Origin of the sequence: Zhihengliuella sp. ISTPL4 (assembly GCF_002848265.1) — a bacterium.
Lineage (GTDB): Bacteria > Actinomycetota > Actinomycetes > Actinomycetales > Microbacteriaceae > Microbacterium.
This window is the reverse complement of record NZ_CP025422.1, coordinates 3,243,411-3,258,734: the sequence shown is the minus strand read 5'-3', so window position 1 is coordinate 3,258,734 and position 15,324 is coordinate 3,243,411. Positions and strand designations below refer to the sequence as shown.

Genomic DNA, 15,324 nt, shown 5'->3' with positions numbered 1-15,324 from the left:
TTTGCTTCTACGCTCGCGGTCATGAACGAACCCCTCATCCAGACCGAAGGCCTCACCAAGACCTTCACCGTCAAGAAGACCCCGGTCCATGCCGTGACCGACGTCTCCTTCACCGCCGTCCGCGGAGAGCTCGTCGCATTCCTCGGCCCGAACGGCGCCGGCAAGTCGACGACCCTGCGGATGCTGACCACGCTGATCCCACCGACGTCCGGATCCGCCCGCGTCGTCGGTCACGACATCCATACCGACGCGGCGGGGGTACGGGCCCGCATCGGCTACGTTGGACAACTCACCAGCGGCAGCTTCTCTCAGCGCGTCCGTGATGAGCTGCTGAGCCAGGGCGCCTTCTACGGGATGTCGAAGCGGGACAGCGCGCGCCGGGCGGACGAGCTCATCGAGTCGCTCGACCTCACGTCGTTCGCCACGCGCACCGTCCAGCAGCTCAGCGGCGGGCAGAAGCGTCGACTCGATATCGCGCTCGGGCTCATGCACGCGCCGCCGCTCATCTTCCTCGACGAGCCGTCCACCGGACTCGACCCGCAGAGTCGGGCGAACCTCTGGGAGCACATCCTCGACCTGCGCACCCAGCACGGCACCACGGTGTTCCTCACCACGCACTACCTGGAGGAGGCCGACCGCTACGCCGAGCGCGTGATGGTCATGGACAGGGGACGCATCATCGCCGACGACGACGCGGCCTCCCTCAAGGCGACACTCGCCGGGGACGTGCTGACCTTCGGGTTCGCGGATGCCGCGGAGGCGGAGCGCGCCCGTGCCGTGGTCGCCCGGCTCAGCACGGCCGAGGTCACGATCGACGGGGCCGCCGTGTCGCTCGCGGTTCCGGACGGCGACCGCCTGCTCCCGGTGATCGTGCGCGAGCTCGACGGCGCCGGCATCCTGGTCCGCCGCGCGACGGGGGTGCCGCCCACCCTGGACGACGTCTTCCTCGCCCTCACCGGCCGCACCCTGCGTGAAGCCGGAGAGGGCACGGATGCCGCGGATGAGGCATCCGCCATGGAAGCGGCGCCCGCCGCCTCCCAGAACAGCACGACAGGAGCCCGCTCATGACCATCGCCACCGACACCCTTGTGCGCCCGAACCTCGCGCGCGACACCAGGAACGTGCTGACCAGGGAGCTCAAGCCCGTGCTCCGCGACCCGTTCACGCTGATCTTCAGCCTGCTCCAGCCGCTCATCTTCCTCGGCCTGTTCGCTCCGCTCCTGATCGGCGACTCCGGGCGTCCGGCCGGGGAGACGCTGGCCTGGTTCGTCCCGGGCGTCCTCGTGATGATCGTGCTGTTCGGCACCGGCTCGACCGGGTCGAACCTGCAGTACGAGATGATGACCGGGTCGCACGAGCGCACGCTCGTGGCCCCGCTGGCGCGATCCTCGCTGCTCGTCGGTCGCGCGCTGAAGGAGATCGCCCCGATCGTCGTGCAGGCCCTGATCATCGTGCTGATCGCCTGGCCGTTCGGCTTCGCCGCCGACATCCCCGGCCTGCTCATCGGTCTCGCGCTGCTCGCCGTCTTCGGCGTGGGCCTCGGCTCGCTCTCGTACTCGCTGGCTCTGGCGACGAAGGATCGCGAGTGGCTGTTCTGGGGCGTGCAGCAGTCCCTGATCTTCCCCCTGCTGATCCTGTCCGGAATGCTGCTCCCCCTCGACGCGGCTCCGGACTGGATGCGCGCCGTCGCCTCGATCAACCCGGTGAACTGGGTCGTGCAGGCCGAGCGCGCCCTCTTCGCGGGCGATCTCGGCGACGTCACGGTGCTGTGGGGCTGGGTCTCCGCCCTGGCGGTCGCCGTGGTGGGCCTCGCGGTCGGCGTGAGAGCGATCCGCCGAAGCAGCTGAGCTCGGACGCGGGTGCCGCCGCCCTCCACGGCGGCACCCCATCCCGCTAGCGTCGCCGCCGCTCGTCGTCAACCGGTTCGACCGCTCCCGTCCCTCCCCGTACCGTCGCTCGCACCGATGACGTTCGAGCAGGAGGCTGACATGTCCGAATCTCAGCACAACGACAAGACCCCGACCCCGCTGGCCGAGGCCGGAGAGCCGCAGGCACGCCTGGAGGCCGAGGCCCGCCGCGCGATCGTGACCGGTGCCGACTCCGGCATCGGCCGCGCGACCGCCGTCGCTCTCGCAGCGGCCGGTATCGACGTGGGCATCACGTGGCACAGCGACGAGGCCGGCGCCCAGGAGACCGCGGACGAGGTACGTAGTCACGGCGCCCGTGCGGTGGTGACGCAGCTCGACGTCTCCGACATCCCGGCGTGCGGCGATGTTGTCGACGGGCTCATCGCGGAACTCGGCGGCGTGGACGTGTTCGTCAACAACGCCGGGGCCGGACTCCAGACCCCGTTCCTGGACGTGACGCTCGACGACTGGAACCGCGTGCTCGACACCGACCTCACCGGCGCCTTCGTCTGCCTGCAGCGGGCGGCCCGCGCCATGGTCGCCGCGGGGCGTGGCGGACGCCTCATCTCCGTGACCAGCGTGCACGAGCACCAGCCGATGGTCGGGGCGAGCGCATACGACACGGCGAAGCACGGTCTCGGCGGGCTCATGAAGAACCTCGCGCTGGAACTCGGCCGCTACGGGATCAGCGCCGTGAGCGTGGCCCCTGGCGAGATCGCGACACCGATGACCGGCCAGACCGACACCGACCCGCACTCCGAGGACCGTCCGGGGATCCCGCTCGGACGCCCCGGCGATGCCCGCGAGGTCGCCGCGCTGATCGCCTTCCTCGCCTCGCCCGAGGCCGCCTACATCTCGGGGGCCTCGGTCGTGATCGACGGCGGCATGCTGCAGATGGGCCCGCAGGCGGGTGCAGCGATCGAGAGTCACGACTGGCGCACGGTGTGACCGCCGGCGTGCCCTCCGCTCATCGCCGGATCGAGTCCTGGAACGGGTTCGGCTCCAGCGTGTAGTCCGTCGTCGGGTCGGTCCAGGTGCTCTGGCCGGTCTGACGGCGCCCTGCGCGCAGGGCGGAGAGCGCGCGCGTGGCAGGGACGCCCGCCGCGAGCGCAAGACGACCGGTCAGAGTGCGATCCACGCGGCCGAGCACGCTCGCGCGATGCCAGGCCTCGTGCCAGGCACCGCCGCGCGCCGCCGGCACCGCGCGATGCGGGAGAGCACCGGCCCGGCGCAGCGCCACGAGATCCTGCACCCGATCCCACCAGTCCGACTCGGCCTCGGGGTGGAAGTAGTTGTCGCGCAGCCAGGCCGGGTGCGCGCGCCGGAACCGGCCGGCGACGACCTCGCCCGCACCGCCCAGCAGACCGCTGCCGATGAAGACCGTGTTCAGCAGGCTCTTCTGCACCCCGAAACGGTCGAGGGCGATCACGGGCACTCCGTGCGCCAGAGCCTCGACCGCCGCGGTCGAGCTCACCGTGACCAGACCGGCTGCGGACTCGAGGGCGGTCGCCATGGGCGCGTGCGAGAACACGAGGTTCGCGGGGCGCCTCCCGTCGAAGAGCCGGGTGTAGGGGTCGCGGTCGAGGTGCGTCTCGGCCTCCCCCGGCCGCGACCGCAGCTTCACGACGATCCGGCGCGCCGGGTCGGCCTCCGCCGCGCGCACGAGCACGGCGGCGATCTCAGCACGCTCCTCCGGGCGCGCAGGGACGAGCGCCTGCGCCGCGAAGACGACGTCCGTCGCCCCGGGGCGCCGGACGGGGGCCGGTATGCGCTCCTCCGGACGCTCCGCCAGGGCGACGCCACCGGGGCGACCGGCGAGCACCGCGGCCGCCGCAGACTCCCGGAGACGATCGCCGCCCCACCGCTCCCGGCCCCGTGCGAATGGCAGCGTCGCCAGGGCGAAAGGCGTCCGCACGCCGATGCGCTCCGCAAGTTCGGCGAAGGCGCGGCGCTCACGGTGCGAGTGCACGATCATGAGGTCGGTGTGCCGTCGGTAGTCGAGCGCGCCGCGCTGCGCCGGGATGGCCATGCCGGGGAGCCCGGAGACGGTCACCGGGCGATGCGGCAGCGCATCGACGACCCGTCCGAGGAGCCGGACGAACGGCCCCCGGCCGGCGAGCAGCACGACATCGGGACGCTGAGCCTCCAGCCAGTCGGCCACGCGGTCGAAGTCGAGCCGCGTGACGTCACCGACGCCGAGCCCGGTCCCCGCCAGCGCGGCGCGTTCCTGGGCTGCGCTCACCGTCAGCGGCGTGCGCACCAGCACGAGCTGCGGCTGCAGGCCGGGCACGGACCCCAGCAGCGACGCCGCCCACTTCACGAAGGAGTCGGCGTCCGCGATGGCCACGACGCGCATCCCGGCGCCGTCGGTCATGCCGGCACGCGGCGGAGCTTGGCCATCGGCGCCCGCTCACTGTCGAACACGCGCTTGACCCCGTCGCCGACGGCACTCTCGATCACCCGGATGTCGCGGACCAGGTGCTCCAGGCCGCCGGGCTCCAGTGACGCCGCGTGGTCGGAACCCCACATCGTCCGGTCCAGCGTGATGTGGCGCTCCACGGCGACGGCTCCCATCGCGACTGCGGCGAGCGAGATCTGCAGGCCGCGCTCGTGTCCCGAGTAGCCGACGGGGATCCCGGGGTAGCGGTCCCGCAGCGTCGCGATCACCCGGAGGTTCGCCTCTTCCGGCTCCAGCGGATACGTCGAGGTCGCGTGCATGAGGACGACCCGGTCGGTGCCGAGCGTGTCCAGCGCCCGGTCGATCTGTTCCATGGTCGACATGCCCGTCGAGAGGATGATGGGCTTCCCGGTCTCCCGCAGCGCGAGGAGCAGCTCCGTGTCGGTCAGGCTCGCCGAGGCCACCTTGTGCGCCACGACGTTGAGGTCTTCGAGGAAGGCGACGCTCGGCACGTCCCACGGCGAGGCGAACCAGTCCAGGCCCTGCATCGTCGCGTGATCGCCGATCTCGACGTACTCGTCACGGCCGAACTCCACCCGGCGCCGGTAATCGAGGTAGCTCATCGTGCCCCACGGCGTCTCCCGCGGCACGTCGCGCATGTGCTCCGGGGTGGCGATCTCGGGCGTGCGCTTCTGGAACTTCACCGCGTCGGCGCCGGCTCGGGCCGCGACGTCGATCAGCCGCTTGGCGATGTCGACGTCGCCGTTGTGGTTGAGGCCGATCTCCGCGATGACGTAGGCGGGACGGCCGCCGCCGATCACGTGCGATCCGATGCTGACAGTCATGATTCCTCCGGTCGTCGAACGGTCAACCACCCCGTCCTTCCTGAGTACGGGCCGCGGGTGAACGCCGGTGGACCGGACGGTTACCGGGGGCGGTCAGCTCGACAACACCCGTTCGACGAGCTCCCGCACGGCCCCGTCGCCGCCTCGCCGCCCCAGCACGACGCGCGCCTCCGCACGAACGAGCGGGTGCGCGTTCGCGACGGCGACCGGCCACCCCACGATCCGCATGGCGGGAAGGTCGTTGACGTCGTTGCCGAGGTAGGCGATCTCTGCGAGGGGCACGTCCTGCTCGCTCGCCCACTGCCGCAGGGCCGACTCCTTGTCGTCGACGCCGTGCAGCACCGGGACGCGAAGCTTGTCCGCGCGGGCCCGCACCACGGTGTTCACCTCGGTGGAGAGGATGAGCAGCGGCACCCCCGCCCGCCGCAGCATCGCGACGCCCATGCCGTCCTCCCGGCTGACCCGCACCCGTTCTCCACCCTCGGCGTCGATGATCGCGGTGTCGTCCGTGTGCACTCCGTCGAAGTCCGTGACCACGGCGCGGACGGGCACGCGTTCCGGCTGCTCGTGGAGGACGGCGAGAGCGCGCGCCGCCTGCAGCTGGGCGGCGTCGTCGATCTCGATCGCGGTCTCCTCCGTGACGCGAGCGATCCCGATCCGGCCGAAGAAGCGGTGCCGGTGGGTACGGAACCCATCGGCGCGGAACACATAGAAGGCGCCGGTCTCCAGGTAGTGGGGCTCGCGGTCCTGGCGACGGGGGCGGTGCTCGGCCTCGTGGTTGATCGCCTCCGCTGTGCCGTCCGCTCTGCGACTCCAGAGGAAGCCATAGGTCTCCATCGCGGAGAACACGCTGTCGGCCCGCCCCTGGCGCACGTCGGCGACGGCGTGGGACAGCGCCGCGCTCGGAAGGAAGGGCGACGTGGCCTGCAGGAAGGCGACGACCTCGAAGCGGTCGCCCGCACGCTCGAGCTCATCGAGCGCATGGAGGATGGCCGCCTCCGAGGATGCGGTGTCGCCGGAGAGCTCTGCGGGGCGGCGGATCACGCACGCACCCGCTGCCTCGGCCACCGCAGCGATCTCGTCGTCGTCGGTCGAGACCGCCACGGCATCGATGCCGGCCGCCTGCTGCGCCGCGTGCACGGCCCGGACCACGAGCGGGACACCACCCACGCGTTCCAGGTTCTTCCGCGGGATCTGCTTCGACCCGCCGCGCGCCGGGATGATCGCCACCGTCGCCGGTCGATTCTCGGGCATGTCGTGTCTCCTTGTCATCGTCCGCGGATCTCCCGCCAGGCACGCCCGACGCGGCGCCGGGCGCCGACGGCCGTCAACCGCCACTCCTCGATCCGTCCCACGCCGCCGCGCGGGGTGAGCAGGCCCCGCACGCCCGTCGGCCCGCGCCCGCCGGAGAGGCCGAGCGCACCCAGCCGCTCCGCGGAGAAGTACCGGCATCGTTCCTCGTCGTCGAGGTCCTGCAGCAGCTCCTCGGCTCGGGGGCGGAGATGCCCCGCGATCTCCGGCTGCATCGTGTAGCCGACCGCGTCCAGGAGGAGCTGCAGCCGATCCGGGTCGGCGTACGGCGCGTGCGGCCGAGTGAGCGCGTCGACGATCACGAGGGGGACGCGGTTGCTGTTCTCCACGGGGGCGAGGGTGCGCAACAGGTCCACCGTGCCCGCGGCGCCGATCCTCCGCCCGAACAGGGTGTGGACGGTCGGCAGCGCGGTCGAGAAGGTCGCCACGACCGCCCGCGCATCGAGCCGCTCCGCGAGGAGCTCGGCGGGGAGGCGGCTGCGGTCCTCCACGAACGACAGCCCCCGGCGCTCCGCGTGCGCGCGGACGGCGCCGACGAGCTGCGGGGGTGCCGCCGGGTGGGGTTTGAAGACGATCCGCTCCGGGCGCTCTGCGCCGGCCCGGTCGATGAGGCGTTGCTGGAGCGCGAGCTCCTCGGCGGGGGTCATGAGGCCGAGTGCCGAGAGGTACTGTCCGAGCACGAGCACGGTCGCCGGCCCCGCCGCGACCCCCGTCTCCGCCCCGCCCGTCTCCCGCAGCGCCGCAGCGAACCAGTCCGGCGGCACCGGCGCGGGCGCGGCGTACGGAGCGGCGACGAGGGGACGTACCCCGGGAACGACATCGGCGTACACGACCCGCTCGATCCGAGCCGAGACCGCATGCGGCAGCCGTACCCGCATCGGCGCGTAGGTCATCAGGCCGTCGCCGACGATGGTCACCCGCGCCTCCGGGAACAGCGACAGGAGCGTACGGGCGGGCGCGACCTGCGGACTCTGGACGAAGAGTTCGAGCTCCCTCGGGTCGAGATTCCACGCCCGTGTGAGCAGGCGCCCCATCACGGGAAGGTCCGTCTCGGTCGGCTGCCAGGCGCTGGGGTGCAGGGGCCCGAGAACGTCCGCCAACGGCTCCACGCGATCGAACCGCGCACGGAGGGAATGCAGCGCGGGATCGGCGTCGATACCGACGACGGTCTCCGGGACGCGGGACGAGGTGAAAGGCACGAGAACGCGCTCGACCGTCCGACCGTCTCGGTCTGTCCCCGTCTCGAGCAGGCCCGCGTCGATGGCGGCCGCCGCGGTCGCGAGCCCATACGCGCTGTGCAGGGCGAAGAGCCGGGTCATGTCGTGTGACCCCCGCTCCGCAGGCTGCGAGCGAGCACCCGGCGGCGGGGACCGTCGAGGCGGGCGAGGACCGCGGAGACCTCGGCGGCGGGGAGCTCTCGGAGCAGCGCACGGATGCGGCTCCGCATCTCGCGCCGCGACGGCGGAGGCATCCGCCGCGAGCGCACCAGATGGTGTGCGCTGAGGGCGAGCGCCGTCCATACGGCCTTCGGGAGGAGGAGTTCGGCGTCCCGGTCCGCGCGGACGAGGCCGATCACCTGCGCCATGGCCGTGACGAAGTCGAGCTGTCGGCGGTCGTGCACCTGCGTGAGCGAGGTCTCGACCCCCCGCCGGTAGAGCAGCGCCGGCGCATCGACCACCGCGAACGAGTCCGCCTCCAAGTGCAGGCGCCAGATCCAGGGGCGGTCCTCCGCAGTGAACAGCCCGTCGGGGAATGCCGCCAGTCCCCGGTCGAGGACGCGGCGGTGGAACAGGCCCGCCCACGCGTACGGATAGTCCACCATGCTCGGTTCATCGACCGGGAGGATGGCCTCCCGCGGCGACACCACCCGCTCCCGCCATGGGTACGGCGCCCGCACGACGGCGCGCCGGGTCCCGGTGACGGTGACGTGATCCGTCCGGAGGAAGTCGCACCGGAGCTCCTGCAGGTGCGCGGCGAGGACGGCGAGGCGCCGCGGCTGCATCCAGTCGTCGCCGTCGATGAAGCAGAAGGCGTCGCCCTCGACGTGGGCGAGACCCTGATTGCGCGCCGTCGCGAGGCCGAGCGGCTCGGGATTCCGCAGCACCTCGACGTGGCGGAAGCGTGACGCGTAATCCGCCATGAGCGCGCCGGTGTCGTCGATCGAGCCGTCGTCGATGGCCACGACCTTGAGCGCCGCGGGGTCGTCGAACTGCCGCATGAGGGTCTCCAGCGTGGTGCCGATGTACGGACCGGCGTCCTTCGCAGGCAGGATGACGGTGACGAGGGGCGTGCGCACGGAGCTCCCGGGGTGAGCGATGGGTTCGTCATCGTGACAGGCGCCGGTGGCCGGAGGGCGACCGCGCGGTGAACGCCCGGTGACGCCCCGAGCGGAACGCTGAGGTGTGGCCCGCACCCGAACGAGCCACACCCCCAGTGCGTTGCACTGCCGGATGCGAACACCCGGTGAACCGTCCCCGCGAGGAGACGGCCACCCCGCGGCGGAACTGGCCCCCACCAGCGACCGCGAGGCGTCGTTGAGAGCGACTCCATGAAATCGATACTCAACACGTAACACGATACAACCGCCGACGCGATCCGGCGAATCGACCTAGGTCAATCCGTGGAAATTCGCGGGTCGTCGTCGGATCGGGGACGATGGAGGGATGCGGTGGCCCTGGAGCACGATGTGGCGCCCGGTACGGCGGCGCCGTCGCGGCGGAGGAGTCGAGCTGCGCTGGCTGACCGCCCGCTCGTGGACGCAGCGCTGGTATCCGCAGGGGATCGATGTCGGCGAGCGTCGCGGGAACCGTGCCCTCGCGGTGAGCTGGTTCCGTCAGGACGCCTCGGGCCGCCACCTGGCATCTCGGGTGGCACTCGTGGACCGGGCGCGCGCCCGCCGGCTCGATATCGTCCTCGCCGTCACCGACGACGACGGAGTCCTGCAGCCCGCGCCGATCCATGCGGGCGGCCTCGCCTGGTTCGGCGACCGCCTGTTCGCGGCAGCGACCGGCCAGGGCATCTGGGAGTTCGACCTCGGCGCACTCCGGCGGGTGCACGGCACCGACGCCCAGCGGGTGCGTGGCGGACGAGGCCGCCGGGAACGCCGGACGGCGGTGGTCGCGGTGCGGACCCGGCGTCATCCCGTCGCGCTCCGGTGCTCGTTCCTCGGCCGGGCCTTCGACGCGGACGGCACGCCGCTGCCCCGCGTGCTCATCGGCGAGTATCGCGGCGAGGAGACCGGGACGGTCGGCGAGTTCACGATCCCGGACGGCCCCGACGGCACCTTCGTCGAAGTCGAGCGCTTCGAACCCGGCATCCGGCACATGCAGGGAGCCGTGCGCTGGGGAGACCGCTACTTCGTGTCACAGTCCGATCACCTGCGACCGGGGGTGCTGTGGTCCGGTCCGCGGCATGCACTCACGCGGCATCCGGTCGCCCTGCCCGTCGGCTGCGAGGACCTCGCGCTCGACCCGGACGACGAGCTGCTCTGGACTCTCGGCGAGCACCCGTGGCGACGCGTCGTGCGCGGCATCCCGTTCGTGAGTCTCGGGCTCCGGCTTCCCGGCGGGAGCACCGGACCGCGAACGTAGACTGGAGGGGTGAAGAAGCCCGCCCCCCTCCTCGTCTACACCGTGCTGCGCCTCCTGGCGTTCCTCGTCCCGCTGGGCATCCTGTGGTTCTTCTTCCCGATCTTCCGCGAGTTCTGGTGGCTCGCCGCGATCTTCGCCGCCCTCATCGGCGCGAGCATCTCCCTGCTGTTCCTCCGCGCTCCCCTCTCCGATGTCTCCGCGAACCTGCACGAGCGTCGACAGGGCAAGGTCTCCGGCCGCCAGGCCGATGCCGACGCCGAGGATGAACTCGTCGACCGCGCTCCCGACGACCGCCCCTGACCTGCAGCCCCGCCCACTTGGTGGACCGGGTCTGAAGACTCTCAGCCAGGACATAGGCTCAACCGACATCCGGGCCACTCCCGGGCGCATCTTCGGAGATGGCGGATGACCCGCCGGCGGTGAGATACCACGGCGGCGTGTCGGGCACGATCTCCGAAGTCGTGCTCGGCGGAACGAGGGAGCCGGTCAGCCGGCGAAGGCCCAGAACAGGGCGCCGGCGTAGAGCAGCGAGGTCAGGGAGGTCAGCGCGAGGGCGATGACCAGCTCCTTCGGCTGTCGGTAGGTCCAGACGATCACGATCGCGGGAAGCCCGGCCAGGAGCGCGAGCAGTGAGATCCACGCGATCGGGAACAGCAGCGCGAGGAACACGGCGATGCCGAACGGCACGAGCACGAAGAGCGTGAAGAGGACCTGGGTGGCGCGGCGACCGATGAGGACGGTCAGCGTGCGCTTGCCGACCTCGCGATCCTGGTCGATGTCGCGAAGGTTGTTCGCCAGCAGCACCGCGCAGGCGAACAGTCCGGCGGCGATGGCACCGAGCCAGGCCTGCTGCGGGAGCAGGAAGACCTGCACCCACGTGGTGCCGAGGGTGGCCACGAGCCCGAAGAAGACGAAGACGAAGACCTCGCCGAGACCGTAGTACCCGTACGGACGCTTGCCGCCGGTGTAGAACCAGGCGGCGACGATGCAGGCCGCACCCACGGCGAGCATCCACCACTGCCCGGTCCTCACGACGATCGCGATACCGACCACTGCGGCGAGCGCGAAGAACACGAGGCCGATGACGAGCACCGTGCGCGGCTTCACCCGCCCGGAGGCCGTGAGCCGCGCCGGGCCGACCCGATGGGCGTCGGTGCCGCGGATCCCGTCGCTGTAGTCGTTGGTGAAGTTCACGCCGATCTGCAGCAGGACCGCGACGGCGAGGCAGGCGAGCGCGATCACCCAGTGGAACTCCGGCCCGGTGCTGCGCGCGGCTCCCGTGCCGATGACGACGGGGGCGATCGCGAGGGGCAGCGTGCGCAGACGAGCCGCACCGATCCAGTCGCCGACCGTCACCGGACCGGCTTCGACGACTGGTCGCTTGGCCGGGTTGCCGCTGGTGCGCGGCGGGGTGCGCCGACCGGACTTCTTCTTGCGCTGGGAGGATGCTGCCACCCACGGAATCCTAGTCGTCGCGGCGAGGCGGCGAACTCAGCGGTGCGGGTTGCTGTCCTTGCCGTCGAGCCAGAGCTCGTCGGTCTTGTCGGCGTGCGCCCCGGTCGTGCCGACGTGCTTGTCGCTGATCTTCGGCCCCTTGAGGATGACGTGGACCATCGCCTGCGCGTGGCCGTGGCCGAGGCCGTACTCCTGCTTGAGCCAGTTCAGGACGACGGTGGACTTCGTCGTCTCGTCGAACCCCTGCTCGCGCGCGAGGGCGATGAGCTGTCGCGGCGTGAGGCCGGTCTGGGTCTCGACCTTGTCGAGGTACGCCTGGAAGGACATGGTGGTCTCCGCTCTCAGTCCTCGTCGAGGAACGTCTGGATGATCGTGTCGGACGCGTGGATGCAGAGGATCCGGAGGAGCCCCGTCCCCGCGTTGGTGAAGCCGTGCGGCGTGAAGGCGGGCGCGGTGGCGGTGTCTCCGGCTCGCGCGACGAGGACCTCGTCGCCGATCCGGATCCGCACCGTGCCCTCGAGCACGATCCAGGTCTCAGAGTAGGGGTGCCAGTGCAGCCCCGGCCCCTCCCCTGGCTGGTTCTCGACGAAGAAGTAGGAGACGGCGGCTCCGTGGTCGGCGCCGACGAAGCGGCGGCTGTTCCCGGAGCCGAGGCGGATCGCACCGCTCGGGACGAGGGCGGGAAGGTCGATTTCGGTCATGACCCCAGTGTCGACAGCGCGCGCGGCACCTCCTAGAGTTTCGATGTGGCTCGAAACTCTCTGCCGGTCGAGGGCGTCGACCACCCCGATCACCGGGTCGAGTTCCACCTGAGTCCCGGCGACATCCAGGCGGTGCGGTTCGGCATCTCCCCCGGGCACGAACTGGCGCATGCCGTGCGCGTGCTCCTCCGCCCGGCCGCGCACCCCCTGCAGTGGGGGTGGCTCCGCACCGCGCGGGAGGGGCTGCCGCGGGACGCCTTCGCGCTCTTGGCGACGGTGATCGGCGACGACGGTTACCTCCCGGACTTCCTCACCAGCACGCCGCGCGGCGACCTGACCCCCGAGGCAGAACTCGCCGCCCTGCGGGAGGCGGCGCTCGACCCGCTCCGCGTCGACCTCGGCAAGCGGATCCAGCGCTCGACGGGGGCGCAGCGTCAGGCCCTGCGCGACCTCCTCGCCCGGCCGGCGCGCACGCGGGCGATGATCGCCGACGCGTGGGAGGAGGTCTGGGCGTCCGCGCTGGCACCGGCCTGGCCCCAGCTGGAGCGGCTGCTCCGGGCCGACATCGCGGTCCGCGCCCGGACGATCGCGACGGCCGGCATCGCCGGGATGGCCGGCGCCCTGCATCCCCAGGTCTCGTGGGGCGCGGGTGCGGTGCGGGTCTCGCTCCGCCGACACAGCGAAGAAGTGGACTGCCGCGGCAGTGGCCTCGTGCTGGTGCCGTCCGTCCTGTCGTCGTGGGGCTGCCTGGTCCTCACCGAGCCGCCGGCACAGCCGACGCTGTTCTATCCGGCCCGCGGCGTGACCGCCGGGTGGGCGCGGGACACCACCGAGACCGTCGCGGCCCTGGGCGCCTTGCTCGGCCCGGCGCGCGCCGGCATCCTCCTCACCGCCGGGACGCCTCGCTCGACCTCGGAGGTGGCCGCCGATGCGGGGCTCGCGCTGTCGACGGCGTCGCACCATCTCACCGTGCTGCGGGACGCCGGGCTCGTGGTGAGCGAGCGAGACGGTTCCCGCATGCAGCATGTGCGCACCCCTTTGGGCGAGGCGCTCGTCGGCGCGGTGCTCTGACGCCGTCCTACTCGGTGGTCGCGACCGGGATGATGGGCCGGTGCTCGTAGTACGTCTGCAGCACCACCGTCGTGCGGGTGCTCACGTTCGCCGCGAGCCGCACGTCGCGGACGAGCTGCTCCAGGCCGCGCGGCGTCGGCACGCGGACGAACAGCATGTAGCTCGCGTCGCCGGCGATGGAGTGGCAGGCCTCGATCGCGTCGAGATGCTCCAGGAGCTCGGGGGCGTTGTCGGGCTGGGCCGGATCGAGCGGCGTGATCTCGATGAAGGCCGACAGCGGCGTGCCCGCCTGTTCCGGGTCGAGGATCGCTCGATAGCCGGTGATGACGCCGCGGGTCTCGAGCCGCCGTAGTCGGGACTGGACCGCCGACACGGACAGCCCGACGGCGTCGGAGAGCTGCGACAGCGTCGCCCGCCCGTCGCGGGAGATGGTCGCCAGGATCGCACGGTCGACAGAATCATCCATGGCTGTAAGATTATCGTCAGGATTCCGTTATCACCGGAATCTTTCCGTTTTTCACTGCGATCGGAGGTTCCGATGTCCCTCGTTTCCGCCAACAGTTCCGCTGTGCAGGCCGTCGTCGGCGAACCCGAGGTCGTCGAGGATGCACAGGACGTGGAGAACTCCGCCGCCTGGGCGCAGCTCAAGCAGGCCGCGATCGCCATCCGTGAGCTGCAGATCAAGGACGGCTCGATCCCTGGCGCTTCGACAAGCTCAGCGACCCAGGAGACGGCGACCGCGACCCGGGAAAAGGCGACGGCGCTCGTCGGGGAGATCACCGCCGCGATCCGGGCCCTCGCCCCCGCCTTCCCCCACGACGCGGACTACCTCACCGCCTCCGTCGCCGACTTCGAGCGCTGGGCCGCCGAGGGCTTCGGCGTGCCGGACTTCCTCGACTCGCTCGTGGCCTTCCAGCCGCAGCAGCATCGCGTCGACGGCATCCGCCACCTCGTGGTCTTCCCGATGTACACCCAGAACGGCTCGAGCGACCGCCTCGTCGAGGCACTCATCGTCGAGACCATCTGGCCGGAGTTCATCGCGGCGCTCGAAGCGGGCGACTACGGCAACAAGCTCTTCGTCTCGCTGCGGCTCGTGGACTTCACGCCCGGCTACGACACGAACTCCGCGGTGCTCTTCCCGGAGACCGTCGCCATGCGCGAGATCCCGACCTTCACCTGGGGCGCGATCTTCCAGGACCGCGAAGCCGCCCGTTACCGTCGCGTGGTCCGTGCGGCCTCGGAGATCACCAACCTCGACCTTCCTGAGCGCGCTGCGGCGATGCTGGAGGATCAGGAGGTCGCCGAGAAGACCTTCGTGATGTGGGACATCATCCACGACCGCACCCACATGCGCGGAGACCTGCCCTTCGACCCGTTCATGATCAAGCAGCGGATGCCGTTCTTCCTCTACTCGCTGGAGGAGATGCGCTGCGACATGACGGCGTTCCGCGAGTCGGTGAAGATCGAGCGCGCCCTGGACGCCCGGGTCGCGGCGGGCGAGGAGCTCACGGAGACCGAGCGGGAGATGCACGAGTATGCGCACCTCGTGCAGTACGCCGTGATCTTCGACCGCATCTTCCGCTTCGCCATCACCGGCACCCGCGTGCGCAACTACGACGCCGTCGGCGGTCAGCTCCTGTTCGCGTGGCTGCACCAGCGCGGCGTGCTGCACTGGACCGACACGGCGCTCGCCTTCGACTGGGAGAACGTGCCGGACGCCGTCGTGGCCCTCGGCGACGCGATCGACGACCTGTACTGGCACTCGATCGATCGCCCCAAGGTCGCGCACTGGCTCGCCGCCTACGAGCTGGTCCGCGGCACGCTGACTCCGCACCCCGCGTCGCAGTGGGCGCGCGGCCTGCCGGACGAGATCCTCGCCGGGGCACCGAAGGGCTACACCGACGCGGTCCTGGACGACGAGTTCCCGCTGTCGATGTTCTTCGAGACGCTGGACAAGAAGATGAAGCCGGTCATCGAGTCGACGGTCGGCATCCGCGGGACGGACGACTGATCCGCACCGCTCCGCTGTGACGCTGGGGCGCACCC

16 protein-coding genes are annotated in these 15,324 nt (G+C 71.3%); 7 read left to right on the top strand and 9 right to left on the bottom strand.

Annotation, left to right across the window (positions count from 1 at the left end; genetic code table 11):
* Positions 1-21: 21 nt before the first annotated feature.
* The 3 genes from CYL12_RS15605 (at position 22) to CYL12_RS15595 (ending at position 2,855) form a co-directional block, all read left to right on the top strand.
* Complete coding sequence (locus CYL12_RS15605) at positions 22-1,068, top strand: ABC transporter ATP-binding protein (protein WP_101848403.1); 1,047 nt, start codon at positions 22-24, stop codon at positions 1,066-1,068.
* Positions 1,065-1,847, top strand: a complete 783-nt coding sequence (locus CYL12_RS15600; RefSeq protein WP_101848402.1) for an ABC transporter permease — start codon at positions 1,065-1,067, stop codon at positions 1,845-1,847. The genes CYL12_RS15605 and CYL12_RS15600 overlap by 4 nt, the downstream gene beginning before the upstream one ends.
* A gap of 141 nt (positions 1,848-1,988) precedes the next feature.
* Positions 1,989-2,855, top strand: coding sequence for an SDR family oxidoreductase (locus tag CYL12_RS15595; protein ID WP_101848401.1), 867 nt, complete (start codon positions 1,989-1,991; stop codon positions 2,853-2,855).
* A 19-nt stretch (positions 2,856-2,874) separates the two neighbouring features.
* On the opposite strand, the gene CYL12_RS15590 is transcribed toward CYL12_RS15595, so the two are convergent.
* The 5 genes from CYL12_RS15590 to CYL12_RS15570 form a co-directional block, all read right to left on the bottom strand.
* Positions 2,875-4,281 carry a DUF6716 putative glycosyltransferase gene (locus CYL12_RS15590; protein WP_101848400.1) on the bottom strand — a complete coding sequence of 469 codons (1,407 nt, stop codon included), beginning with the start codon at positions 4,279-4,281 and terminating at the stop codon, positions 2,875-2,877.
* Complete coding sequence (locus CYL12_RS15585; RefSeq protein WP_101848399.1) at positions 4,278-5,150, bottom strand: N-acetylneuraminate synthase family protein; 873 nt, start codon at positions 5,148-5,150, stop codon at positions 4,278-4,280. The genes CYL12_RS15590 and CYL12_RS15585 overlap by 4 nt, the downstream gene beginning before the upstream one ends.
* Positions 5,151-5,243: 93 nt before the next feature.
* A complete protein-coding gene (locus CYL12_RS15580) occupies positions 5,244-6,404 on the bottom strand; it encodes an acylneuraminate cytidylyltransferase (RefSeq protein ID WP_101848398.1) in 1,161 nt (386 codons plus the stop codon).
* 14 nt (positions 6,405-6,418) lie between these two features.
* Positions 6,419-7,780 (bottom strand): polysialyltransferase family glycosyltransferase, encoded by a 1,362-nt coding sequence (locus tag CYL12_RS15575; protein ID WP_101848397.1) that lies wholly within the window; start codon positions 7,778-7,780, stop codon positions 6,419-6,421.
* Positions 7,777-8,757 (bottom strand): glycosyltransferase family 2 protein, encoded by a 981-nt coding sequence (locus CYL12_RS15570; protein WP_101848396.1) that lies wholly within the window; start codon positions 8,755-8,757, stop codon positions 7,777-7,779. Before CYL12_RS15570 ends, CYL12_RS15575 begins: the two co-directional genes overlap by 4 nt.
* A gap of 367 nt (positions 8,758-9,124) precedes the next feature.
* On the opposite strand from CYL12_RS15570, the gene CYL12_RS15565 reads away from it, so the two are divergent.
* Together CYL12_RS15565 and CYL12_RS15560 are read left to right on the top strand one after the other, a co-directional pair.
* Positions 9,125-10,051 carry a hypothetical protein gene (locus tag CYL12_RS15565; RefSeq protein ID WP_101848395.1) on the top strand — a complete coding sequence of 309 codons (927 nt, stop codon included), beginning with the start codon at positions 9,125-9,127 and terminating at the stop codon, positions 10,049-10,051.
* Positions 10,052-10,060: 9 nt separating this feature from the next.
* Positions 10,061-10,351 carry a DUF4229 domain-containing protein gene (locus CYL12_RS15560; RefSeq protein ID WP_101848394.1) on the top strand — a complete coding sequence of 97 codons (291 nt, stop codon included), beginning with the start codon at positions 10,061-10,063 and terminating at the stop codon, positions 10,349-10,351.
* Positions 10,352-10,537: 186 nt separating this feature from the next.
* On the opposite strand, the gene CYL12_RS15555 is transcribed toward CYL12_RS15560, so the two are convergent.
* From CYL12_RS15555 to CYL12_RS15545, 3 genes are read right to left on the bottom strand one after another with little or no spacing between them, the layout of a single operon-like run.
* The gene (locus CYL12_RS15555; protein WP_101848393.1) at positions 10,538-11,506 is read right to left on the bottom strand and encodes a 1,4-dihydroxy-2-naphthoate polyprenyltransferase; all 969 of its coding nucleotides are present in this window, start codon (positions 11,504-11,506) and stop codon (positions 10,538-10,540) included.
* A gap of 36 nt (positions 11,507-11,542) precedes the next feature.
* Positions 11,543-11,833 carry a DUF4287 domain-containing protein gene (locus tag CYL12_RS15550; protein ID WP_101848392.1) on the bottom strand — a complete coding sequence of 97 codons (291 nt, stop codon included), beginning with the start codon at positions 11,831-11,833 and terminating at the stop codon, positions 11,543-11,545.
* Positions 11,834-11,847: 14 nt separating this feature from the next.
* The gene (locus tag CYL12_RS15545; RefSeq protein ID WP_101848391.1) at positions 11,848-12,207 is read right to left on the bottom strand and encodes a cupin domain-containing protein; all 360 of its coding nucleotides are present in this window, start codon (positions 12,205-12,207) and stop codon (positions 11,848-11,850) included.
* A 45-nt stretch (positions 12,208-12,252) separates the two neighbouring features.
* Between CYL12_RS15545 and CYL12_RS15540 the strand changes: the two genes are divergently transcribed.
* The gene (locus tag CYL12_RS15540) at positions 12,253-13,278 is read left to right on the top strand and encodes an ArsR/SmtB family transcription factor (protein WP_101848390.1); all 1,026 of its coding nucleotides are present in this window, start codon (positions 12,253-12,255) and stop codon (positions 13,276-13,278) included.
* 7 nt (positions 13,279-13,285) lie between these two features.
* On the opposite strand, the gene CYL12_RS15535 is transcribed toward CYL12_RS15540, so the two are convergent.
* The gene (locus CYL12_RS15535; protein ID WP_101848389.1) at positions 13,286-13,744 is read right to left on the bottom strand and encodes an Lrp/AsnC family transcriptional regulator; all 459 of its coding nucleotides are present in this window, start codon (positions 13,742-13,744) and stop codon (positions 13,286-13,288) included.
* A 72-nt stretch (positions 13,745-13,816) separates the two neighbouring features.
* Here CYL12_RS15535 and CYL12_RS15530 point away from each other — a divergent pair, with 72 nt between their 5' ends.
* Positions 13,817-15,289, top strand: coding sequence for a DUF6421 family protein (locus CYL12_RS15530; RefSeq protein ID WP_101848388.1), 1,473 nt, complete (start codon positions 13,817-13,819; stop codon positions 15,287-15,289).
* Positions 15,290-15,324 lie beyond the last annotated feature (35 nt).